We start from the raw sequence: 19,864 nt of genomic DNA, 5'->3' as shown, positions 1-19,864 counted from the left end.
TAATCCGCGCGCGTGCCGCCGTGTCGCTACCGGTGAAAAGGGCCGCAGGTCTGCGACCCCATTGCTTACAAAGATTGGATTTCGCTTACTTCTCGCCGACGGCGGCTTCCGCTGCCGCGATCTCGGCCTTGCGCTTGGCAATCGCATCGCCGATCGGCGGCCCCTTGAAACGGCGGCGCTCGAAACCGAACCAGACGATGCCGGTCAGCACAAGGAAGCCGACGGTGATGATGCCGGCCCAATCGTTTGGCGGCTGAATGCCCAGGACGAAGATGATGATCATCGCGATGATCGTCAGCACGGCAAACAGCTTGAACAGCCCTTCCCCGAGGTTCCAAGGACCCATCTTGTCCCACTTCGCCGTACCCCATGCGAAAAGACCGAGCGTGATCGGGATCGCGAAGGAGAAGAACAGGAAGATGACGGTGCACGAGACGACGATGGTGTAAACCGGCGTATCGCCGATAGATACCAGCGACGAACCCCAGACGAAGAGGACGGAAAGGATCGAGCCGATCCAGATCGCCGAAACCGGCGTGCGGTATTTCGGGCTGACCCGAGACAGGGCCTTGGATCCCGGCAGACCGCCGTCACGCGAGAAGGCGAAAATCATGCGCGAAACCGAGGTGACTGTCGCAAGACCACATAGCCACTGGCTGATGAAGATCAGCAGGTAGAGAATGTCCTTCACGATGGGATTGACCCGTGCGTCCATTGCCCAGAAGAACACATTCCAGCCCTGCTTGGCGGCATCGTCCATATTCGGCAGCATCAGCACGAATGAGCAAAGCATGATGTAGCCGAATAGCGCCGACCACAGAACCGAAGACACCATGCCGCGCGGCACGGAATGGGCGGCTTTCACCGTCTCTTCCGAGGTGTGGGCCGAGGCGTCGTAGCCGGTGATCGTGTAGATCGGCAGCAGAAGGCCGAGCGCGAAGACCCAGAAGGTCGAAACCTGCGGCCAGACCGGTGCGCCGGTTGCCGAGCCGTCGGCAGCAATCGTCGCCAGGCCGGAATAATTGGTGAAGGTGAAGAGCCGCGCAAAATCATAGGATGGCGCAGCGATCAGGCACACAGCCGCCAGAAGGATCGAGGTTGCGAAGATCAGATAGCCGGAAAAGTCGGTCAGCTTCGCTGTCAAGCCGATACCCATGTGATTGACCAGTGCCTGAAGGCCTGTGATGACCACCAGGAACACGATGCGCACGAGCGTGGTATCGGTCATGTTGAAATAGCCGCCGAAGGCACCGACGAAGAAGTAATAGGTGCCGACATTGATGGCGCCGAGGACCGTTACGAGGCCGAGCAGGTTGAACCAGGCCGTCAGCCAGCCGGTGAAGCGATTGCCGAGGATCGAGCCCCAGTGATAGAGACCGCCGGCCGTCGGATAGGCCGAGCTGATCTGCGCCATCGCCACGGCGAAGACGAGAGATATGAAGCAGCCGACCGGCCAGCCGATGCCGATAGCGGCTCCGCCCGCACCCGATGTCGCCTGGGCGAGCGAATTGATGCCGCCGGATAGAATGCAAATGATCGAGAAGGACACGGCAAAATTCGAGAATGAACTCATCCGCCGTTCCAGCTCCTGGGCATAGCCCATGGAGTGCAGGATCTGGACATCCTGCTTTTTGTCTAACTCTGAATAATCAGACATGCCATTCCCCCTAAAGCCCGGTTGTCCGCGGGATTGCGGAAAACCATGTGTCACATTGACCGCTGGCATTTCGCCATGCGGCCCGATCGCAGTTGAACTGCTCCCCGGGGTCTTTTTCTTTTATGCTCAGGCTTCCAGACTGCTCTGGAGAAGCCCCGTCAGATAATCGGCCATGACCCCTTGGCCGACGTCATCTTGAATGAGGTCGTTGCGGACCTCGATCATCACGTTATGCAGGCCGTTGGCGATCCCATGCAGCTTCAGCGTATGGGTGACGCCGTCTTCCGGCCCGTAAGGTTGGTTACGTTCGGTCTGATAGAGCGGAGCCTCGGCCGCCGCATCCAGCATGCGATCGGCCAACCAACGATCTTCATCATGCAGAATGCCAAGCTCCACTGCCCGTGGTCTGCCATTATAGACCGGTGTGAAGCTGTGGATTGTCACGATCACGGTTTTTTGTCCGCGCGTTGCCCGCTCCGTCAAGAGCGCCTGAATGCGATCGTGAAACGGGATGTAGAGCCCTTCCGTACGTGCCTTCCTATCCGCCTCGCCCAGGTGCTGATTGCCGGGGATGGTATAGATCTCGCTCGTTTCCGGCATGGCACCGGCGCTTTCGGGGGGCCGGTTGCAATCATAAATCAGCCGAGAGAAGCGTTGAAAAACCAAGGTGGCATTCAAGCCGGCGGAAATACCTCTTGCAACCGCGAGTGCACCCGGATCCCAGGCGATGTGGCTGGAAAGCGCCTCGGCAGAAAGCCCGAGATCGCCGAACTTCTCCGGAAGGGCGCGAGAGGCATGCTCGCAGACGAGCAGAACCGCACTGCTTCCGTCCGGTCTTTCGACCGTAACACAATCGCCGTCCGCCTTCGTCAAAATGCCTTGCTGCGCAAGCATTGGAGACGCCCCACTGCCGATTAATAGAATGTTTATAAGAAAAGAATTCTTCAGGTTCTCGTCGCTGTCAACTGGAAACTGAAATTATTTCTTCATTTGTGACATTGACTCGAAATGTGACAGCGTTGTTATATCCTGCAAGGAAAGCGGCATCAGACCGTTCCGGGGAGCAAAATCGAGTGAACAATGCGTCGAAGACAGTTTCGGACGTAATCAATGCGCGCTTTGACACGCTGACGCGTGCCGAAAAGCAGCTCGCCAAGAGCCTGCTCGACAATTATCCCGTTTCCGGGCTGGGCAGCATTACCACCGTCGCCGAGAATGCGCGGGTTTCGACCCCGACGGTCGCTCGCATGGTGCAGAAACTCGGATACAAAGGCTATCCGGACTTCCAGGCCCATCTTCATCAAGAGGTCGAGGCGACGATCTCCAACCCGCTGACAAAGCACGATCGCTGGGCATCCAACGCGCCAGGCACGCATATCCTCAATCGTTTCGCCGACGCCATCATGGGCAACCTGCGACAGACCCTGTCGGATATCGACGTGGCAACCTTCGATGGCGTTGCCGCGCTGCTGTCGGAAAGAAAACGCGGCCTTTATTTCGTGGGCGGGCGCATTACAGGGGCGCTTGCCGAGTATTTCTTCACCCATATGCAGGTCATCCGGCCCAACACGACGCTGCTTTCTTCCAATTCAAGCACCTGGCCACAATATGTCCTGAACATGAATCCGGGTGATCTGCTCGTCATATTCGATATTAGGCGTTACGAGCAGGAAATGGTCAATCTCGCCGCCGCCGCCCGCCGGCGCGGCGCCGAAATCATCGTCTTCACCGACCAGTGGGCAACGCCCGCCGCCAAGCACGCGAAATACACGTTTCGCGTGCAGATCGAGGCGCCGTCCGCCTGGGATTCATCGGTCGTCACTCTCTTCATCGTCGAAGCCCTGATCGAAGCCGTGCAAAGCTCGACATGGGACGAGACAAGCGAGCGCATGAAGACACTGGAAGGTCTTTTCGAACAAACCAAGCTGTTTCGCAAGCTAAGCTGAAGGGGAATAAAAACAGAAAATAACGGCTCGTGGAGGATGTGAAATACAGCGACTGTCATACTTGTCGACTAGAAGCAAAAATCGACTGCGTTTTCAGCAAACCCAACGCTTTGAAGTCGTCACACAACCTTCATGTAACGTCATTAACAGCAACGCCAGACACTGAAAACCTAAAAGGAGGAAATGCAGTGATCTCGAAAATTCATCGTCTTCTGACAATTTCTACGGCGATGCTCGTCGCTTCGACGGCAATTGCCGCTGCAGAACCGAGCGCCGATCTCATCGCTGCCGCCAAGAAGGAAGGCACGCTGACCACCATCGCCCTGCCCCACAACTGGTGCGGTTATGGCGACCTGATCGCTGCGTTCAAGGCGAAATACGGCATCGAAGTCAACGAACTGAATCCGGATGCCGGCTCGGGCGATGAAGTCGAAGCAATCCGTGCCAACAAGGGCAACACCGGCCCGCAGGCTCCTGATGTGATCGACGTCGGTCTCTCCTTCGGCCCGACCGCTAAGAAAGAAGGCCTGCTGCAGCCCTACAAGGTTTCCACCTGGGATTCGATTCCGGACAGCGCCAAGGATGCCGAAGGTTACTGGTACGGCGACTACTACGGCGTTCTTTCCTTCGTCACCAACAAGGACGTCGTGAAGAACCCGCCGAAAGACTGGGCTGACCTGCAGAAGCCCGAATACGCCAACACCGTTTCGCTCGCCGGCGACCCGCGCACCTCGAACCAGGCCGTTCAGGCCGTCTATGCCGCCGGTCTCGCTGCCGGCGAAAAGGACGCCACCAAGGTCGGCGCCGCCGGTCTCGACTACTTCGCGAAGCTCAATAAGGCAGGCAACTTCGTTCCGGTCATCGGCAAGTCCGCTTCGCTGGCGCAGGGCGCAACGCCGATCGTCGTCGCATGGGACTACAACGGTCTTTCCTGGCGCGACAGCCTGAACGGCAACCCGCCGGTTGACGTCACCGTTCCGGCTTCAGGCGTTATCGCTGGCGTTTACGTCCAGGCGATCTCGGCCTTCGCTCCGCATCCGAACGCTGCCAAGCTCTGGATGGAGTTCCTCTATTCCGATGAAGGCCAGATCGGCTGGCTGAAGGGCTATTGCCACCCGATCCGCTTCAACGATCTGGCGAAGAACAAGAAGGTTCCGCAGGAACTGCTCGACAAGCTGCCGCCGGCCGCCGCTTACGAAAAGGCCGTCTTCCCGACGCTCGAAGAGCAGGATGCCGGCAAGACCGCCATCACCACCAAGTGGGATTCTGTCGTCGGTTCGAACGTACAGTAATTTGACCTGACATGACCTCCCCGCTCCGGCGGGGAGGTTTCCGTTTTTCTGACGCCGCGGATTGGGCCAATTATGAGCATCGCCACAACATCAACGGTCAGTTCCACTCCGATGATCAACAAGCGTGTGGTTGTCGATTGGCTGGGAATAACACCCTTCCTGATCTTCGCGCTGCTGTTTCTGATTTTGCCGACGATCTATCTGATAGCAGGCGCGTTTCTGACGCCTGACGGCAGCCTGACGCTGAAGAATATCGGCGATCTCTTCACGCCGACGATCATGAGCGCCTATTTAATCAGTATCAAAATCTCGGTCGCTTCGGCGCTCGGTGGCGCGATCATCGGCTTTTACCTGGCTTGGGCGCTCGTCCTGGGCGGACTTCCCGCCTGGATCCGTCATGCCTTCCTGACCTTCTCGGGTGTCGCATCGAATTTCGCCGGCGTGCCGCTGGCCTTCTCGTTCATCGCCACCTTGGGCCGCCAGGGTCTGGTTACGATATTGCTCGCTCATTTCGGCTTCAACCTCTACGGCACGGGCTTCAACCTGCTGAGCTTCTTCGGCCTGACCATCACCTACATGTACTTCCAGATACCGCTGATGGTGCTGATCATTACACCTGCGCTCGACGGCATGAAGAAGGAATGGCACGAAGCGGCTTCCATTCTCGGCGCAACCAATGGACAATATTGGCGGATGGTCGCCCTGCCGATCCTCTGGCCGAGCCTGCTTGGCACGACGCTGCTACTGTTTGCAAATTCGTTCGGCGCCATCGCGACGGCAATTGCACTTACCGGCAGCTCGCTGAATATCGTTCCGATCGTACTCTATGCGCAGATTCGCGGCGACGTGCTGCACAATGCCAATCTGGGCTATGCGCTGGCGCTCGGCATGATCGTCATCACCGGTATTTCGAACGTCGTTTATATCTTGATGCGCATGCGCGCTGAACGGTGGCAGAAATGAAGCTGCAAAAATTCTTCGCCTGGATCGCCGTTGCCATCGGCCTCATCTATTTCCTGGTGCCGCTCATCGGTACACTGGAGTTCTCGCTGCGCATGCGGCGCAACGCTTACAGCTTCGACGCCTATGCCTCCGTCTTTTCGGATTTCGGCTTCATAACGGCCTTTGGCTTCTCGATGTTGATGGCGCTTCTGACCATTATCTTTGGCATGCTGCTCGTTGTACCCACGGCCTATTGGGTGCGGCTGCGGCTACCGCAGCTTCGCCCTGTCGTAGAATTCATCACCCTGATGCCGTTGGTCATTCCGGCCATCGTCATCGTCTTCGGCTATCTGCGGCTCTATAATTCGTCGTCGATCCTGCCGCTGACCGGCTATAATTCGACGACGAACATTCTGCTCGTCTGCTCCTACATTGTATTGTCGCTGCCCTATATGTATCGTTCGGTCGATACGGCGATGCGTACCATTGATGTCGGCACGCTGACAGAAGCTGCCGAAAGCCTTGGTGCAAAATGGACAACCATTATGTTCAAATGCATCTTTCCAAATGTCATGAGCGGTGTGCTTTCCGGAGCGTTCATCACCCTTGCGATCGTCATGGGCGAATTCACCATGGCATCGCTGCTCAACCGTCCGGCATTCGGGCCCTACATGCAGCTCATGGGCGCCAATAGAGCTTACGAGCCCTCTGCCCTGGCCATCATCGCGCTTGCCGTTACTTGGCTCAGCATGGGCCTCTTGCAGCTCGTTTCCCGTTTCTCAAAATCCGCTCCGATTAAGGCGTAAGGCTTCTCACCATGGCTTTTCTCGAACTCACCCACATCAAGAAGTCCTTCGGCGACATCCAGGTCGTTCACGATTTCAACATGAAAATCGAAAAGGGGGAATTCGTCTCCTTCCTCGGACCCTCAGGCTGCGGCAAGACGACCGTGCTCCGCATGATCGCCGGTTTCGAAACGCCGACCGCCGGCACCCTGTCGATCAACGGCAAGGATCAGCGGGCGTTAAAACCGAACCAGCGCAATATCGGCATGGTGTTCCAGGCCTACGCGCTGTTCCCGAACATGACGGTGCACGACAATGTCGCTTTCGGCCTCAAGGTGGCCGGCATGGCAAAGCCCGACATCGATAAGCGCGTCAAGGAGATGCTGGCTCTCATCAAGCTCGATCATCTGGCCGGCCGCTATCCCTATCAGATGTCCGGCGGCCAGCAGCAGCGCGTGGCGCTCGCCCGCGCCATCGCCGTCAAGCCGCAGGTGCTCCTGCTCGACGAGCCGCTTTCGGCGCTCGACGCGAAGATCCGCATCTCGCTGCGCGAAGAAATCCGTGCCATCCAGCAGCAGCTTGGCATCACCACCGTCTTCGTGACGCACGATCAGGAAGAAGCCCTGTCGATCTCCGATCGCATCGTCGTCATGAATGCCGGCCGCGCCGATCAGATCGGCACGCCTTTCGAAATCTACAACACACCGGCAACCCGCTTCGTCGCCTCCTTCGTCGGCACGCTGAATCTCATCGAAGGCAAGGTCGTCGATCCCGACAGCAACCGCATCATGATCGGCGATCAGGGTGTGACCCTGAAGCAGTCGGTGACAGCCTATAAGCCGGGCGATACCGTATCGCTGGCCCTGCGTCCGGAAGCAGGTTCGCTGGGGGAATCGGCCAAGGGCGACACGGCGCTGACGGGTGAAGTCTCCTCGGCACATTTCCTGGGCTCGGTCATCCGCACCCGCATGAATGTCGCCGGCAACACGATTTCCTTCGACATGTTCAATAGCCCCGGGATGATGCCTCCGAGCGTTGGCGAGAAGGTGACGCTACGCTTCGCCTCTTCCGACCTGCTCGTTATTCAGGATTGAGCGCACCTCTGCGCCGCAGGGAAACTTTGAAAAATTATTCGCAGGCGCCGGGTCAAAAGCCCGGCGTTTTTCTTTGATTTCCATGAAGGAAAACATCTATAGTCCAGGCGTTCTCAGGGCGGGGTGCAATTCCCCACCGGCGGTATGGGGATCTTCCCCGAGCCCGCGAGCGCCTTCCGAGCTTTCGGAAGGGTCAGCAGATCCGGTGAAATACCGGAGCCGACGGTATAGTCCGGATGGAAGAGAGCAAGCAGGGTCGCACCTCCTCCGTACGGGGAGTGCCGCGTTCATGCGTGTTCGCCCAAGGGATAATTGACAACAACCCTTGAAAGGCAAAATTCATGACCATTTCGATTTCTACCCAGCCGAGCCGCGTCGCGATCATTCGGGCTCGCTGGCATGCCGATATCGTCGATCGCTCGGTCGACTCCTTCGTTGCCGAATGGCAGACGACTGAAGGTGCATCGCCCATCGATATCTTCGACGTGCCCGGTGCCCTGGAAATTCCGCTGCATGCTCAGACGCTTGCCCGCAACGGCCGTTATTCCGCAATCGTTGCCACCGCTTTCGTTGTCGACGGTGGCATCTATCGCCATGAGTTCGTTGCAAATACGGTTCTCGACGCCATGATGCGTGTCCAGCTGGACACCGGCGTGCCGATCCTGTCGGCAGTCCTGACCCCGCATCACTTCCAGGAGTCGGAAGCCCACATCCAGTTCTTCAAGGAACATTTCATCATAAAGGGCCGGGAAGTCGCCAGCGCCTGCCGCCACATCCTGACGGAGCGCGCCAAGCTGCTGCCGGCCGTCACGGTCTGAACCAGCATCGTGGAGGCGCGGCTTGAGCTCGCCTCCACATCACAAGGGAGAAACGTCAGTGACCGTCCTACGCATCATCCCGAACCTGCCCGCCGCCGATCCCGCCACGGCCCGTCTTTTCTACCACGACCTGCTCGGCCTCGACATCGTCATGGATCACGGCTGGATCCTGACCTTCGCCTCCGAAGCGGCAACAGTGCCGCAGATCAGCGTCGCCAGCGAGGGCGGTTCGGGAACGCTCGTCCCCGACCTTTCCATCGAAGTCGACGATGTCAACATGCTCTATCAGCGCGCCACCTCCATGGGCTTCGGCATATTGTACGACCTGACGGACGAGCCATGGGGTGTCCGTCGCTTCTATGTCCGCGACCCTTTCGGCAAGGTCGTCAATATCCTCTCCCACCGCTAATTCAAGCTCGCGGAGAGCCTCAAGGGCTCCCTAGCACTCTCACCGCAGATCGAGATTGAATGTGGTGCGCTCGGCCGGCCAGACCGATTCGGAATAGGTGATCGGCACTCCATCGGTATCCGCATCCACCTTGCGCGTCACCAGCAGCGGCGCGGATTTCGGCTGGCGCAGGATCCGTGCCTCGTCGGCTGTCGGCATACGGGCCTCGATCTCCGTCGACAAGCGCTCATAGTCGGTAACGCCATAGCTGGCGAGCGCCGCCGAGATTGTCGGATATCGCAATCTGGCCTTGTCGAAATCGGGAAAACGTTCGGCTGGATAATAGGAATCACCCAATTCCACCGGAATGTCGTCGGCCGTCATCACGCCGCGACGATGGATGACCATTACCCCAACTGCCAGCTTCAGATAGCTGGCAACGCATTCCGTCGCCGGCACGATCTCATGGACGAGCAACTCGCCACCCGGCTCGAAACCCTGCTCGATCAGGTTCTTGTGAAAACGGGTGCGCTTCGACAGCGTATAGTCGAGCACGCCCCTATGAACGAAGGTTCCCCGTCCCTGCTCGGCGCGCACCAGTCCGCGTTGCTCCAGATGCCCCAGTGCCTGACGCACGGTAAAGCGGCTGACACCGAAGCGCTGCATCAGTTCGGGTTCGGTCGGCAATTTCTCTCCGGGCACGAAAGTCCCGGCGGCAATATCACCCGCCAGGATCTCGCCGATCTGATGCCAGAGGGCGCTGCCGCCCTTGCGGTCGATCGTCTCCATATCAGATACGCTTCTCGAGCCGGAACAGAAGCTTGTATTCGGCCGGATAGCTCAACGCATCGAGAATGCTCGGATAGTATTTGCGGTCTTTCGTCGCGCGCACGAAACCGTCATAGCCGAAACGCCTGACGGAAACATCGAAGCCGGCCGCCGTGAAGGCTTCGATATAGTCCTGTGGCGAGCGATCCTGCATCGGCGCATTGCTGTTGTTGCCGATCAGCTCGAGCCATTTCGGCCAAAGCGGCATTTCATTGTGGCAACCGGTCACGGCGTAGTAGACGCCCCCATCGCGCATGGCCCGGAACATCCCCTCGGCATGCTCTCTCAGTTGCGGCAGCAGATAGATCACCTCATAGCTGAAGGCCACATCGAAGCTGTCGGCAAAGGGCGATAAATCGGTCGTCACATGAAATTGGAGCGGCATATTGCCGACAGCCTCGACGGCAGCAGCCGCGGACTCCGAAGCGATATCGATGCCGACGCCGCGTCGGAACGGTCGCATGGCGTAAAGCAGCCGCAGAAAGCCGCCGCGGTTGCAGCCGAAATCCAGGATAGTCTTGGAGGAGAAATCCCGCTCCGGCACCGTCTCGATGAAGTGCCGCCAATAGGGGCTGTGCGATTCCGCCATTGCGGCGTCGCCCTGCGGTTCCTTGTGCCAGGTTGCATAAGTCATTGCTGCGTTCGTCATGATGCTCTCGCTGTTGGAGTGGACTGAACTTAAGATAGCGCAGCTTCATGACAGTGGCATGAATTCGTCCGGACGACTGGACTAATTACGATAACCCTCAATATGATGGGCTGCTACTATTGCAGGCAGTCCCCCATCCATTGCACATCGAACCGATCCGTCAGCTTGCCGTAGTAGCTGCCCCAAGGCTGAACGGCGAGCGGTGTCGTCACCCTGCCGCCTTCAGCCAATCGTGCAAAAATCCTCTCGGCAATCTCTCGGTCATCCACCATGAGCATATGAGCGGAACCTCTCATCGGCTCAGCATCATAATTGTCGGAGGCGAAGAAGTAGACGCCTCGCCCCTCAAAGCGAGCGTGCATTACCCTGCCCCGCATCGCCTCGTTGGCAAGCGGCACCCCATCCGTATCGTGACGGACTAACAGTGTCACTTCGCCAAGCCCGCAGGCCGTATAGAAAGCAAGCGCTTCCTCGCAATGTGTCGTAAAAAACAGATAATTGGCGAGTTGCATCTCCTGCCCCCTTGTTGTCGAACGAGCGACCAACGCGGCCGCCCGGTATTGATGCCAATTTCCTCACTTCAGGCGCGATGAGCTTCGACCTCAGGCGCCGCAGCGCTTGCAATCGCAGCGACAAGATCGGCATTGCTGTAGCTTTGTCCCGCAATGCCCCAGGCACCCTCGGGCGCATAGACGATATTCGACCAGATATGCTCGCGCTTGATCCGCCCTTCGGCCGCCTGCTCGACAACATCGGTCGCCCTTGCAATGAAGGCGCGCTTGGCTTCGGCAGTCGCAAGGGCGATTTCGGGCAGCTTGAGTTCAATGAAAGCCGCGGCAACGGGCTTTCCACCTGCCAGCACATGTGCGGCCGGAAGCACATTGATCGACCCGATGACATTGGCCGTCATGAATTCATTCCCGGCCAAGCCGGCAACATCGAGGACTGCATCCGTTAATCCGGCAAAGGCTTGCGCCTGCGCTTCGGATGAAAGCAGCCCTTCGGATACGGTAAGTGTAATGGGCATGGATATCTCCTTGTTGGACCTGTGACGGCAATTGATATATACCGATCACTCTTTAACGATACATATCGATCACTCTCTATGCAAGCAATAAAGAGAGATCGCTCTCAATGGAGGCGCCAATGCGCTACAGCGCCGAGCACAAGGAAGAAACCCGGACTCGTGTCGTCGCGGCCGCGGGACAAGTATTTCGCAAGGAAGGCTATGGCGGCGCAGGCATCGATGCGCTGACAAAAGCGGCCGGCGTTACCAATGGCGCCTTCTACGGACACTTCAAGTCCAAGAGCGAAGCGTTTCGCACCGCTGTCGTGGAAGGATTGGAAGAGTTGCGCCAAGCGATCCTGACGCTCAGGCAAAACCAGCCGAAAGACTGGCTAAAGGCGCTTGCCAGCCTCTATCTCGGCTACAAGCGGACCTGCGATCTCGGCGACAGCTGCACGCTGCCGAGCCTTTCGCCCGATGTGATGCGTGCCGACGAGGAAACACGTCGCGTCTATACGGCAGAGTTGAAAAAATTGATCGCCGATGTCGCCGCCGGCCTGCCGGAGAGCACGAACCCTGGCGAAACGACGGCGGATGATCGAGCCATCGTTCTTCTCGCAACGCTGAGCGGTGGCCTGACGCTTGCCCGCGCCGTCTCCGATCCCGCCCTGTCCGTGCACATAGCCGAAGTCATCGAGCGGGCTGCTCTGACGGCGGGCGATCCTTTGCGGTCGCAAGGCGAATGACGATGCAACTCAAGCAATGACAATACAGCCGAGACGGAACCTCTTGGTTCGTCTCGGCGGGTCCATTAGGCCCGGATCGCCTTGTCATTCACATCGAAACGATGCATCTGGTTCGCATCCGGCGTCGCATAAACCATCTCGTCCGGCTCGTATTTGTGTTCACCGAAGAGACGCGCGGTGAGTAGACCGGTAGTCTCCGACTCCAGATAGATGATCGTGTCCGCACCGAGATGCTCGACGTGGATGACTTTGGCGGCCCATGTACCCTGATCGCGTGCTAGCGTGATGTGCTCGGGGCGTATGCCGACGGTCTTGGCGCCACTTTGGCCGAGGCGCTCGGCCGGGATGAAATTCATCTGCGGCGAGCCGATGAAGCCCGCAACGAAGGTGTTGGCCGGACGGTTATAAAGCTCCATCGGCGAGCCGATCTGCTCGATCGCACCGGCATTGAGCACGACGATCTTATCGGCAAGCGTCATTGCCTCCACCTGATCGTGGGTAACGTAGATCATGGTTGCCTTCAGGCTGCGATGCAGCCGGGCGATTTCGAGACGTGTCTGCACACGTAGCGCCGCATCGAGATTCGACAGCGGCTCGTCGAAGAGGAAAAGCTCCGGTTCGCGCACGATGGCGCGGCCGATGGCGACGCGCTGGCGCTGGCCGCCGGAAAGCTCCGATGGCCGGCGGGCGAGATAGGGCGCTAGTGAGAGCATGCCGGAGGCCTTTTCGACACGGCCGTCGATCTCGGCCTTCGCGGTGCCGGCTTGCTTGAGGCCCAGGCCCATATTGTCCTTGACGGTCAGATGCGGATAGAGCGCATAGGACTGGAAGACCATCGAGATGCCACGCTTGGCAGGCGGTGTCACAGTCACATCCTGGCCGTTGATCAGCACGGCGCCGGAGGTCACGTCTTCGAGGCCGGCGATGCTGCGCAGAAGGGTCGACTTGCCGCAGCCGGAAGGACCGACGAAGATGACGAACTCGCCATCCTTCACCTCGAGGTCGATGCCCTTCAGCACGTCATGCGTACCATAGGCCTTGCGGATGGATTTCAGTTGAAGCGATCCCACAGTCTTTTGTCCTTATAGATAAACGGGCTTGCCGGTGCGCACGCTCTCATCGGCGGCAAGGCATATGCGCAGCGATTGAACGGCATCGGCCATATGGCGATTGAGGTCGAGATCCTCGCGGATGGCCTTCAGCATGAAGGCCTGCTCGAAGTCGCAGAGTTCCTGGTGACCCGGTTCGCCGTCCATACGCAAATCCTGATCCGTCCGGATGAACTGGCCGTTCGGTCCCGTCTCAGCGCTATGCAGCCGGATGACCGACGTTTTCGTATGCATGTCGATATCGTCGGACTTGGCGTTCTGATCCATGGCGATCGAAACCGAGCCGTTCGGCGACATCACATCCTTCACGAAGAAAGCCGTCTCCGAAATCATCGGACCCCAGGCGGCCTCGTACCAGCCGACGGAACCGTCTTCGAAGATCACCTGCAGATGGCCGTAATTATACATGTCCGGCTTGATTTCCTGCGTCAGTCGCAGGCCCATACCGCGCACCTCGACGGGTTTGGCATCGGTGATCTGGCACATGACGTCGACATAATGCACACCACAATCGACGATCGGCGAAGTGTTTTGCATCAACGCCTTGTGCGTCTCCCAGGTCGGGCCGCTCGATTGCTGATTGAGGTTCATGCGGAACACATAGGGGCCGCCGAGCTTGCGCGCTTCGGCAATCAACCGCATCCACGAGGGATGATGGCGCAGGATGTAACCGATCGTCAGCTTCTTGCCGGCTTTCTTCGCAGCCGCAACCACACGCTCGGCATCTTCGACCGTCGTGGCCAGCGGCTTCTCGACGAAAACGTGACAACCGGCTTCGAAGGCCATGACGGCGAAATCGGCATGGCTGTCGGAATAGGTATTGATGGAGCAGAGGTCCGGCTTCAGCTCCTTCAATGCGGTCTCGAAATCCGGATGGATCGTATATCCCCGCAACTCCTCGGGCAGCTCCCGCTTGGAGCGGTTGACGAGGCCGACGATCTCGAAGCCCGGATTATTGTGATAGGCCAGCGCATGGCTGCGACCCATATTGCCAAGGCCGGCAACGAGAACGCGGATCGGCTTTTCAGATGGGCTCACTTGACTGCTCCAGATGTAATGCCGCGAATAAGTTGGCGCGAGAAGATAACGTAGAGGATGAGGATCGGCAGGATGGCAAGCGTCAGCGCCGCCAACACCGCATTCCAGTTGGTGACGAACTGGCCGATGAAAATCTGCGATCCGAGCGTCACCGTCTTGGTCGCCTCGCTCGGTGCCAGGATCAGGGGGAACCAAAGATCGTTCCAGATCGGGATCATGGTGAAGACCGCGACCGTCGCCATCGCCGGGCGAACCAGCGGCAGCACGAGGCGGAAGAAGATGGCGTACTCGCTGAGGCCGTCGATGCGGCCGGCATTCTTCAGGTCGTCGGAAACCGTCCGCATGAACTCGGACAGGATGAAGATCGCCAGCGGCAGGCCCTGCGCCGTATAGACGAGGATCAGCGCCGTCAGCGTGTTGACCAGGCCGGCAGCGACCATGCCCTGCAGGATCGCGACGGTACCGAGCCGGATCGGGATCATGATGCCGATCGCCAGATAAAGCCCCATCACCGTATTGCCGCGGAAACGGTATTCCGACAGCGCGAATGCGGCCATGGCGCCGAACAGCAGCGTCAGGATGATCGAGACGATCGTGACGACGAAGCTGTTCTGGAAATAGGTGAGGAAGTCCCCCTGCTTGAGAACGGTGTCATAGCCGATCATGCTAAAGGAGGATGGCGTCGGGACGCTCAAGGGCGCGCGGAAAATCGAGGCGCGATCCTTGAACGAATTGATGACGGTCAAGAACACCGGAAAAATGGCAACCAGCGTATAGGCGATGAGCGCCAGATGCACCAAGCCGGTGCGAAGAGTGGACGTGCGTGCCTTGGACATGGGCCGCGCTCCTCAGAACTGGTAGCGACGGATGCGCCGCTGCACGATGAAAAGATAGAAGGAAACACCGGCCAGAATGATGAGGAACATCACCGTCGCGATCGTCGCCCCCATCGAGCGGTCACCCAGCTGCAGCTGGAAGCCGAAGAAGACGCGGTAAAGCAGCGTGCCGAGAATATCCGTCGAGCCGTCAGGCCCCGCCAGTGCGCCTTGTACGGTATAAACCAGGTCGAACGCATTGAAATTGCCGACGAAGGTGAGGATCGAGATGATGCCGATCGCCGGCAGCACCAGCGGCAGCTTGATCTTCCAGAACTGGCTCCAGCCGGTGATGCCATCACATTCGGCCGCCTCGATCACCTCGTCGGGGATGTTGAGCAGCGCGGCATAGATCAACATCATCGGAATGCCGACATATTGCCAGACCGAAATAAGGGCCACGGTAATCAGGGCCGTGCTCGGCCTGCCGAGCCACGGGGCAAAGAACGATTTCAGACCAATGACATTCAGAAGCTCGGGTGCAACACCCCAGAGCGGCGAGAGGATCAGCTTCCAGATGAAGCCGACAACGACGAAGGAAAGCAGCGTCGGCAGGAAGATGGCGGTGCGGTAGAAGGCGACGAAACGCAGCTTCGGCAGGGACAGGAGTGCGGCCAAAGCGACACCGATCGGATTCTGCACGCACATATGGATGGCGAAGAAGATCAGGTTGTTGCGCAGCGCATTCCAGAAATCATGCGACCAGCGTTCGTCGCCGAACAAAACCTTAAAATTGTTCAGGCCGACGAAGACGGACTGATTATCAACGACATTGTAAAGCGACAGCCGCAAGGTCTCGATCAGCGGCAGGATCATGACCGCCGTATAAACAACGAAGGCCGGGAAAAGGAAAACGAGTATGTGCCAGCGCTTGGAGCGCCTGATCGGCGTCACCCCAAGGGCGTCTGATGTCGCGGCGTCGCTCATGGCTTTCTGCCTGTTTTTCTTGGCTGCTTGATGAGGCGGCAGCGCAAAGGTTCAAATCCGCCCGTTGCCCCCGGCTCTCCGGCCGAATGGAAGCGATATCAGGCGTGTCGAATGTAACGGCGAGACGATCGCCAATCCAATTACTCAAGATAACGAAAAAGGCGAGGAGCCTGGAAGGCCACTCGCCCGTGTCATGCAATGCTTACTTGCCCGGCTTGTACCAGCTGTCGAGGCCCTTCTGGAGCTTCTCGCCAGCCTGTTCTGGAGTGTCCGTGCCGTTGATCACGTTTGCGGATTCGGTCCATGTCTCATTTTCCAGGTTCGGCGTGCCGCGCGACAGGATCTGATAGGTGGAACGAACGGTCGACTTGTGGTTGTCACGCCAGGAAACGAATTCCTGGGCGAGCGCATCGCTCATCTTCACCGGATGCGAGTTCAGGCTGAAGAAGCCCGGCAGCGAGTTGGCATAGATGGTTGCAAACTCGTCGGAAGCGACCCAGTCGAGGAACTTCTTGGCTTCTTCTTGGTGCTTGCTCTTCCTATTCAGGCCGACACCGATATCAGGATGGTCGGAGATGTAGGCGGTGTCACCAGCCTTGGCGACGGGCGGTGGGAAGGCGCCCATCTTGAACTGCGCCTGGGTGTTGAAGAGAGCAATTTCCCACGAGCCGGCCGGATAGATCGCAGCCTTCCCAAGCGTGAAGAGGTTCTGGCTGTCGGCATAACCCTGCGCTTCGAAGCCGTCACCGAGGTAGGGCTTCCACTTGGCCAGTTCCTTATAGGGATCGACCCACGGAGCGTCCGTCAGCTTTTCCTTGCCGGCGATGAGAGCCTTGCGGCCTTCCTCGCCCTTCCAGTAGTTCGGGCCGATGTTCTGATAGCCCATGGTTGCGGCTTCCCAGAGGTCCTTCGTGCCCATGGCCATCGGGATGTAGGTGCCGTCAGCCTTGATCTTGTCGAGGACCGCGAAGAACTCGTCACGCGTCGCCGGAACCTTCAGGCCGAGCTTGTCGAAAGCGTCCTTGTTGTAGATGAAGCCGTGGATGACTGAAGCCATCGGCACGCAGAAGGTCGACTTGCCATCATCGGTGGACCATGCGGCCTTGGCGACAGCCGAAAAGTTTTCCAAGCCCTTAAGCTTGGTCAGATCGGCAAGATGCTTCTTGTTGAAGAGGTCGAGCGAAGCATCGAACGGACGGCAGGTGATGATGTCGCCGGCGGAACCGGCATCGAGCTTGGCATTCAGCGATGCGTTATATTCGGTCGGCGCCGTCGGTGAGAAGACGATCTTGATGCCCGGATTCTTCGCTTCGAAAGCCGGGATGATCTTTTCCTGCCAGATCTGCAGGTCGTCGTTACGCCAGCTTTCAACCGTCAGCGTCACATCGGCCGCATGTGCCAGGCTGACAGAAGTCAGCAGGCTCGAGGCAAGAAGCAAGCCTTTCAGAACATTGGTTTTCATTTCCCTCTCCTGTTTTCCGCGCCGTAGCTAGGCGCTGTTCTCGATCTGATATCCGCTGGCCTGTCCGAGGAACCGGTCAGCGCTCCATAGGGACCGCCAATATTGCCGACCCCTCCATGCAAAAGGCTTCAGAGGCTTTATGCCCGATCGGCCCGATCAATTGCCGTCGCCGCCACCAGACGGAGACGCAGCAAGAACCACGCGGGAAAATTATGACGAACGTCGAAACGGGATCCTCCTGATCCCTAACGGCCTGGCGCAACGACCAGATGCGCGCCCTTCCGCCCACTTACCGGCTGTTGTTTTTCTGCCGGCTTTGCCGATGTCCGTTCGTACTGTTCCCTTGCCTCGAATTAAGGCCAAAAAAATACCAATTGTCCAGCCGAATTTAACTTTCGGACAGAAAAAGATGGAGCCTCATTAATTTATCCAGATAATTCAATGGGATAAAAACAGTCAAAAATGCCCGCTTTGCCTATTGGTAAATGGTATTTTTTTGGTATTGTACGGGAAAGCGGGAACAGGCGGCATCCGGAGGCATGATGGGGCAGTTTGCAATTGGTATCGATGGCGGTGGCACGAGTTGCAGAGCGGCTGTCATAGACGCTACGGGACAGGTGCTTGGCACCGGCAAGGCGGGCGCGGCGAACATCCTGTCCGATCTGGAAAACTCGCTGATTCATATCGTCGCCTCGGCAAAGCAGGCCCTGATCGATGCCAACCTCGCCCCGGAACTGCTGCGGGAATTGCCTGCCGTTATCGGAACCGCCGGGGCCAATGTCGGCAATTATGGTAAACAGGTCGAAGGCGCCTTGCCCTTTGCCAGCACGCATGTGGTCACCGATGCGACCATCGCCCTTCAAGGCGCGCTTGGCGATGCCGATGGTGTTATCGGCGCCTTCGGCACCGGCTCTGTCTACAATGCCCGCCATGGCGGCAAAAGCTGGGGCATCGGCGGCTGGGGGTTTGTCGTCGGCGATCAGGCGAGCGGCGCGCGCCTTGGCCGCGATCTGCTGGAAAGAGCGCTTCTGGCGCATGACCGGGTGACACCGGGCTCAGCGCTGACGGCATCGATCATGGCCGAATACGGCAATGATCCCGAACGGATCGTCGAATTTGCGCACGCCTCCAAGCCCAAGGATTTTGGCCGCTACGCACCTATTATCTTCGAATATGCCGGAATGGAGGACGCGGTCGCCATCGACATCGTGAAAACTGCGGTCAAATCGATAACCGAAAGCCTGGACGCGCTGCTTTGGCCGGAATGCCCTTCGATCTGCCTTCTCGGCGGCGTCGCTCAGGCTTATCGTCCCTGGCTCGACGAACGTCACAAGACGATTCTGGCCGAACCCAAGGGCGATGTCTTGCGCGGCGCCGTAGAACTGGCGGCAAAATTGCTGCGGGGTGGAGAGGAAAACAAGGCATGACCGAAGATTTGAGTGCAATCTTCTCGCCGGAACGCCTTTCCGTGGGCGGCACAGGCCCGCTCTATGTCAAGCTGCGCCGCACGCTCGAGGAGGCTGTGAAGGTCGGAAGGCTGAAGCACGGGGACGCGCTGCCGCCGGAACGTGACATTGCCGAATTTGCTGCGGTTAGCCGCGTCACTGTCCGCAAGGCGATCGACGATCTCGTCGCCGAAGGCATACTCGTCCGCCGTCATGGCTCGGGCACCTTCGTCGCAAAACCCGTTTCAAAGGTGGAGCAGCGGCTGTCGCAGCTGACATCCTTTACCGAGGATATGGCACGGCGTGGGATGACAGCTCGCTCCGAATGGCTGCATAAGGGTATCCACACGCCCTCCCCGGATGAGATGATGATCCTCGGCCTTGCCGCCGACACCAAGGTATCGCGGCTGAGCCGTCTCCGCATTGCCGACGACCAACCACTGGCGATCGAGCATGCCAGTGTCTCCGGCGAATTCCTGCCGGATCCGTCTGTGGTGACCACATCGCTGTACGCAGAACTGGAAAAGCGCCAGGTGCGCCCTGTTCGTGCGGTGCAGCGCATATCCGCGACCAACATGAAAGAGGCCGATGCGGGCTTGCTCGGCGTTCCGGTCGGCGCGGCCGGCCTCTCAATCGAGCGTATCTCTTATCTCGGTTCGGGTCGGGCGGTCGAATTTACCCGGTCGCTCTATCGCGGCGACGCCTATGATTTCGTCGCGGAACTGACGATTGGCGCGAACTAGCTCAACTAAAGCAATTCCAGGAAAAGTGCGAAGCGGTTTTCCGTCCGGAATTGCGTTAAAACAAAAGAATAGTGCGTTTTCGCGATTCGAAGAAAAGCGGGAAAACTCTAGGCG

Annotated in this window: 21 protein-coding genes and 1 riboswitch; of the genes, 10 read left to right on the top strand and 11 right to left on the bottom strand. The window is 58.5% G+C overall.

Features of this window, described 5'->3' with window-relative positions; translation table 11 throughout:
• Positions 1 to 85: 85 nt before the first annotated feature.
• Positions 86 to 1,657: an amino acid permease gene (locus PH562_RS02830; protein WP_285171328.1), complete on the bottom strand. Its 1,572-nt coding sequence runs from the start codon at positions 1,655 to 1,657 to the stop codon at positions 86 to 88.
• A 126-nt stretch (positions 1,658 to 1,783) separates the two neighbouring features.
• Positions 1,784 to 2,551: an N-formylglutamate amidohydrolase gene (locus PH562_RS02825; RefSeq protein ID WP_285171327.1), complete on the bottom strand. Its 768-nt coding sequence runs from the start codon at positions 2,549 to 2,551 to the stop codon at positions 1,784 to 1,786.
• A 179-nt stretch (positions 2,552 to 2,730) separates the two neighbouring features.
• Here PH562_RS02825 and PH562_RS02820 point away from each other — a divergent pair, with 179 nt between their 5' ends.
• The 7 genes from PH562_RS02820 to PH562_RS02790 all read left to right on the top strand — a co-directional run bounded on the left by PH562_RS02820 (position 2,731) and on the right by PH562_RS02790 (position 8,943).
• On the top strand, positions 2,731 to 3,603 hold the full coding sequence (locus PH562_RS02820; RefSeq protein ID WP_095435308.1) for a MurR/RpiR family transcriptional regulator: 873 nt from the start codon (positions 2,731 to 2,733) through the stop codon (positions 3,601 to 3,603).
• A gap of 188 nt (positions 3,604 to 3,791) precedes the next feature.
• Positions 3,792 to 4,895: an ABC transporter substrate-binding protein gene (locus PH562_RS02815; RefSeq protein ID WP_113230471.1), complete on the top strand. Its 1,104-nt coding sequence runs from the start codon at positions 3,792 to 3,794 to the stop codon at positions 4,893 to 4,895.
• 72 nt (positions 4,896 to 4,967) lie between these two features.
• Positions 4,968 to 5,858, top strand: coding sequence for an ABC transporter permease (locus tag PH562_RS02810; protein ID WP_285171326.1), 891 nt, complete (start codon positions 4,968 to 4,970; stop codon positions 5,856 to 5,858).
• Entirely contained in the window at positions 5,855 to 6,643 is a 789-nt protein-coding gene (locus tag PH562_RS02805) for an ABC transporter permease (protein WP_015340397.1), read from the top strand. Before PH562_RS02810 ends, PH562_RS02805 begins: the two co-directional genes overlap by 4 nt.
• 11 nt (positions 6,644 to 6,654) lie before the next feature.
• Positions 6,655 to 7,716: an ABC transporter ATP-binding protein gene (locus PH562_RS02800; RefSeq protein WP_285171325.1), complete on the top strand. Its 1,062-nt coding sequence runs from the start codon at positions 6,655 to 6,657 to the stop codon at positions 7,714 to 7,716.
• A 105-nt stretch (positions 7,717 to 7,821) separates the two neighbouring features.
• A riboswitch (FMN riboswitch) is annotated at positions 7,822 to 7,968 on the top strand.
• An 89-nt stretch (positions 7,969 to 8,057) separates the two neighbouring features.
• Entirely contained in the window at positions 8,058 to 8,534 is a 477-nt protein-coding gene (locus PH562_RS02795; RefSeq protein WP_113230469.1) for a 6,7-dimethyl-8-ribityllumazine synthase, read from the top strand.
• A 58-nt stretch (positions 8,535 to 8,592) separates the two neighbouring features.
• Positions 8,593 to 8,943 carry a VOC family protein gene (locus tag PH562_RS02790; RefSeq protein ID WP_285171324.1) on the top strand — a complete coding sequence of 117 codons (351 nt, stop codon included), beginning with the start codon at positions 8,593 to 8,595 and terminating at the stop codon, positions 8,941 to 8,943.
• A 39-nt stretch (positions 8,944 to 8,982) separates the two neighbouring features.
• Here the strand turns inward: PH562_RS02790 and phnF are convergent, their stop codons facing one another.
• The 4 genes from phnF to PH562_RS02770 form a co-directional block, all read right to left on the bottom strand.
• Complete coding sequence (phnF, locus tag PH562_RS02785; RefSeq protein ID WP_285171323.1) at positions 8,983 to 9,711, bottom strand: phosphonate metabolism transcriptional regulator PhnF; 729 nt, start codon at positions 9,709 to 9,711, stop codon at positions 8,983 to 8,985.
• 1 nt (position 9,712) lies between these two features.
• On the bottom strand, positions 9,713 to 10,399 hold the full coding sequence (locus PH562_RS02780) for a class I SAM-dependent methyltransferase (protein WP_285171322.1): 687 nt from the start codon (positions 10,397 to 10,399) through the stop codon (positions 9,713 to 9,715).
• A gap of 116 nt (positions 10,400 to 10,515) precedes the next feature.
• Positions 10,516 to 10,911: a VOC family protein gene (locus PH562_RS02775; protein WP_285171321.1), complete on the bottom strand. Its 396-nt coding sequence runs from the start codon at positions 10,909 to 10,911 to the stop codon at positions 10,516 to 10,518.
• 68 nt (positions 10,912 to 10,979) lie between these two features.
• Positions 10,980 to 11,426, bottom strand: coding sequence for a tautomerase family protein (locus PH562_RS02770; protein ID WP_285171320.1), 447 nt, complete (start codon positions 11,424 to 11,426; stop codon positions 10,980 to 10,982).
• 119 nt (positions 11,427 to 11,545) lie between these two features.
• On the opposite strand from PH562_RS02770, the gene PH562_RS02765 reads away from it, so the two are divergent.
• Positions 11,546 to 12,151, top strand: coding sequence for a TetR/AcrR family transcriptional regulator (locus PH562_RS02765; protein WP_285171319.1), 606 nt, complete (start codon positions 11,546 to 11,548; stop codon positions 12,149 to 12,151).
• 65 nt (positions 12,152 to 12,216) lie between these two features.
• Here the strand turns inward: PH562_RS02765 and PH562_RS02760 are convergent, their stop codons facing one another.
• The 5 genes from PH562_RS02760 to PH562_RS02740 form a co-directional block, all read right to left on the bottom strand.
• Positions 12,217 to 13,221, bottom strand: coding sequence for an ABC transporter ATP-binding protein (locus PH562_RS02760; protein ID WP_285171318.1), 1,005 nt, complete (start codon positions 13,219 to 13,221; stop codon positions 12,217 to 12,219).
• Between the two features lie 12 nt (positions 13,222 to 13,233).
• A complete protein-coding gene (locus PH562_RS02755; RefSeq protein ID WP_285171317.1) occupies positions 13,234 to 14,298 on the bottom strand; it encodes a Gfo/Idh/MocA family protein in 1,065 nt (354 codons plus the stop codon).
• Entirely contained in the window at positions 14,295 to 15,134 is an 840-nt protein-coding gene (locus PH562_RS02750; protein ID WP_015340408.1) for a carbohydrate ABC transporter permease, read from the bottom strand. The genes PH562_RS02755 and PH562_RS02750 overlap by 4 nt, the downstream gene beginning before the upstream one ends.
• Positions 15,135 to 15,146: 12 nt before the next feature.
• Entirely contained in the window at positions 15,147 to 16,100 is a 954-nt protein-coding gene (locus PH562_RS02745; RefSeq protein ID WP_285171316.1) for a carbohydrate ABC transporter permease, read from the bottom strand.
• Between the two features lie 202 nt (positions 16,101 to 16,302).
• Entirely contained in the window at positions 16,303 to 17,562 is a 1,260-nt protein-coding gene (locus PH562_RS02740; RefSeq protein ID WP_285171315.1) for an ABC transporter substrate-binding protein, read from the bottom strand.
• Between the two features lie 542 nt (positions 17,563 to 18,104).
• On the opposite strand from PH562_RS02740, the gene PH562_RS02735 reads away from it, so the two are divergent.
• Both PH562_RS02735 and PH562_RS02730 read left to right on the top strand, forming a co-directional pair.
• Positions 18,105 to 18,989, top strand: a complete 885-nt coding sequence (locus PH562_RS02735; protein WP_113230684.1) for a glucosamine kinase nucleotide-binding domain-containing protein — start codon at positions 18,105 to 18,107, stop codon at positions 18,987 to 18,989.
• A complete protein-coding gene (locus PH562_RS02730; protein WP_069612582.1) occupies positions 18,986 to 19,750 on the top strand; it encodes a GntR family transcriptional regulator in 765 nt (254 codons plus the stop codon). The genes PH562_RS02735 and PH562_RS02730 overlap by 4 nt, the downstream gene beginning before the upstream one ends.
• Positions 19,751 to 19,864: the final 114 nt, after the last annotated feature.

The organism is Rhizobium centroccidentale, from assembly GCF_030182565.1.
Taxonomy (GTDB): Bacteria; Pseudomonadota; Alphaproteobacteria; order Rhizobiales; family Rhizobiaceae; genus Rhizobium.
Note: the sequence above shows the minus strand (reverse complement) of the source record. Positions and strands in the feature narration are given on the sequence as shown.

Coding starts and splice junctions, on each gene's coding strand:
- PH562_RS02800 (WP_285171325.1), top strand. CDS start 6,655: ATGGCTTTTCTCGAACTCACCCACATCAAGAAGTCCTTCGGCGACATC.
- PH562_RS02745 (WP_285171316.1), bottom strand. CDS start 16,100: ATGAGCGACGCCGCGACATCAGACGCCCTTGGGGTGACGCCGATCAGG.
- phnF (WP_285171323.1), bottom strand. CDS start 9,711: ATGGAGACGATCGACCGCAAGGGCGGCAGCGCCCTCTGGCATCAGATC.
- PH562_RS02765 (WP_285171319.1), top strand. CDS start 11,546: ATGCGCTACAGCGCCGAGCACAAGGAAGAAACCCGGACTCGTGTCGTC.
- PH562_RS02780 (WP_285171322.1), bottom strand. CDS start 10,399: ATGACGAACGCAGCAATGACTTATGCAACCTGGCACAAGGAACCGCAG.
- PH562_RS02825 (WP_285171327.1), bottom strand. CDS start 2,551: ATGCTTGCGCAGCAAGGCATTTTGACGAAGGCGGACGGCGATTGTGTT.
- PH562_RS02830 (WP_285171328.1), bottom strand. CDS start 1,657: ATGTCTGATTATTCAGAGTTAGACAAAAAGCAGGATGTCCAGATCCTG.
- PH562_RS02810 (WP_285171326.1), top strand. CDS start 4,968: ATGAGCATCGCCACAACATCAACGGTCAGTTCCACTCCGATGATCAAC.
- PH562_RS02795 (WP_113230469.1), top strand. CDS start 8,058: ATGACCATTTCGATTTCTACCCAGCCGAGCCGCGTCGCGATCATTCGG.
- PH562_RS02750 (WP_015340408.1), bottom strand. CDS start 15,134: ATGTCCAAGGCACGCACGTCCACTCTTCGCACCGGCTTGGTGCATCTG.
- PH562_RS02730 (WP_069612582.1), top strand. CDS start 18,986: ATGACCGAAGATTTGAGTGCAATCTTCTCGCCGGAACGCCTTTCCGTG.
- PH562_RS02735 (WP_113230684.1), top strand. CDS start 18,105: ATGGGGCAGTTTGCAATTGGTATCGATGGCGGTGGCACGAGTTGCAGA.
- PH562_RS02770 (WP_285171320.1), bottom strand. CDS start 11,426: ATGCCCATTACACTTACCGTATCCGAAGGGCTGCTTTCATCCGAAGCG.
- PH562_RS02805 (WP_015340397.1), top strand. CDS start 5,855: ATGAAGCTGCAAAAATTCTTCGCCTGGATCGCCGTTGCCATCGGCCTC.
- PH562_RS02775 (WP_285171321.1), bottom strand. CDS start 10,911: ATGCAACTCGCCAATTATCTGTTTTTTACGACACATTGCGAGGAAGCG.
- PH562_RS02740 (WP_285171315.1), bottom strand. CDS start 17,562: ATGAAAACCAATGTTCTGAAAGGCTTGCTTCTTGCCTCGAGCCTGCTG.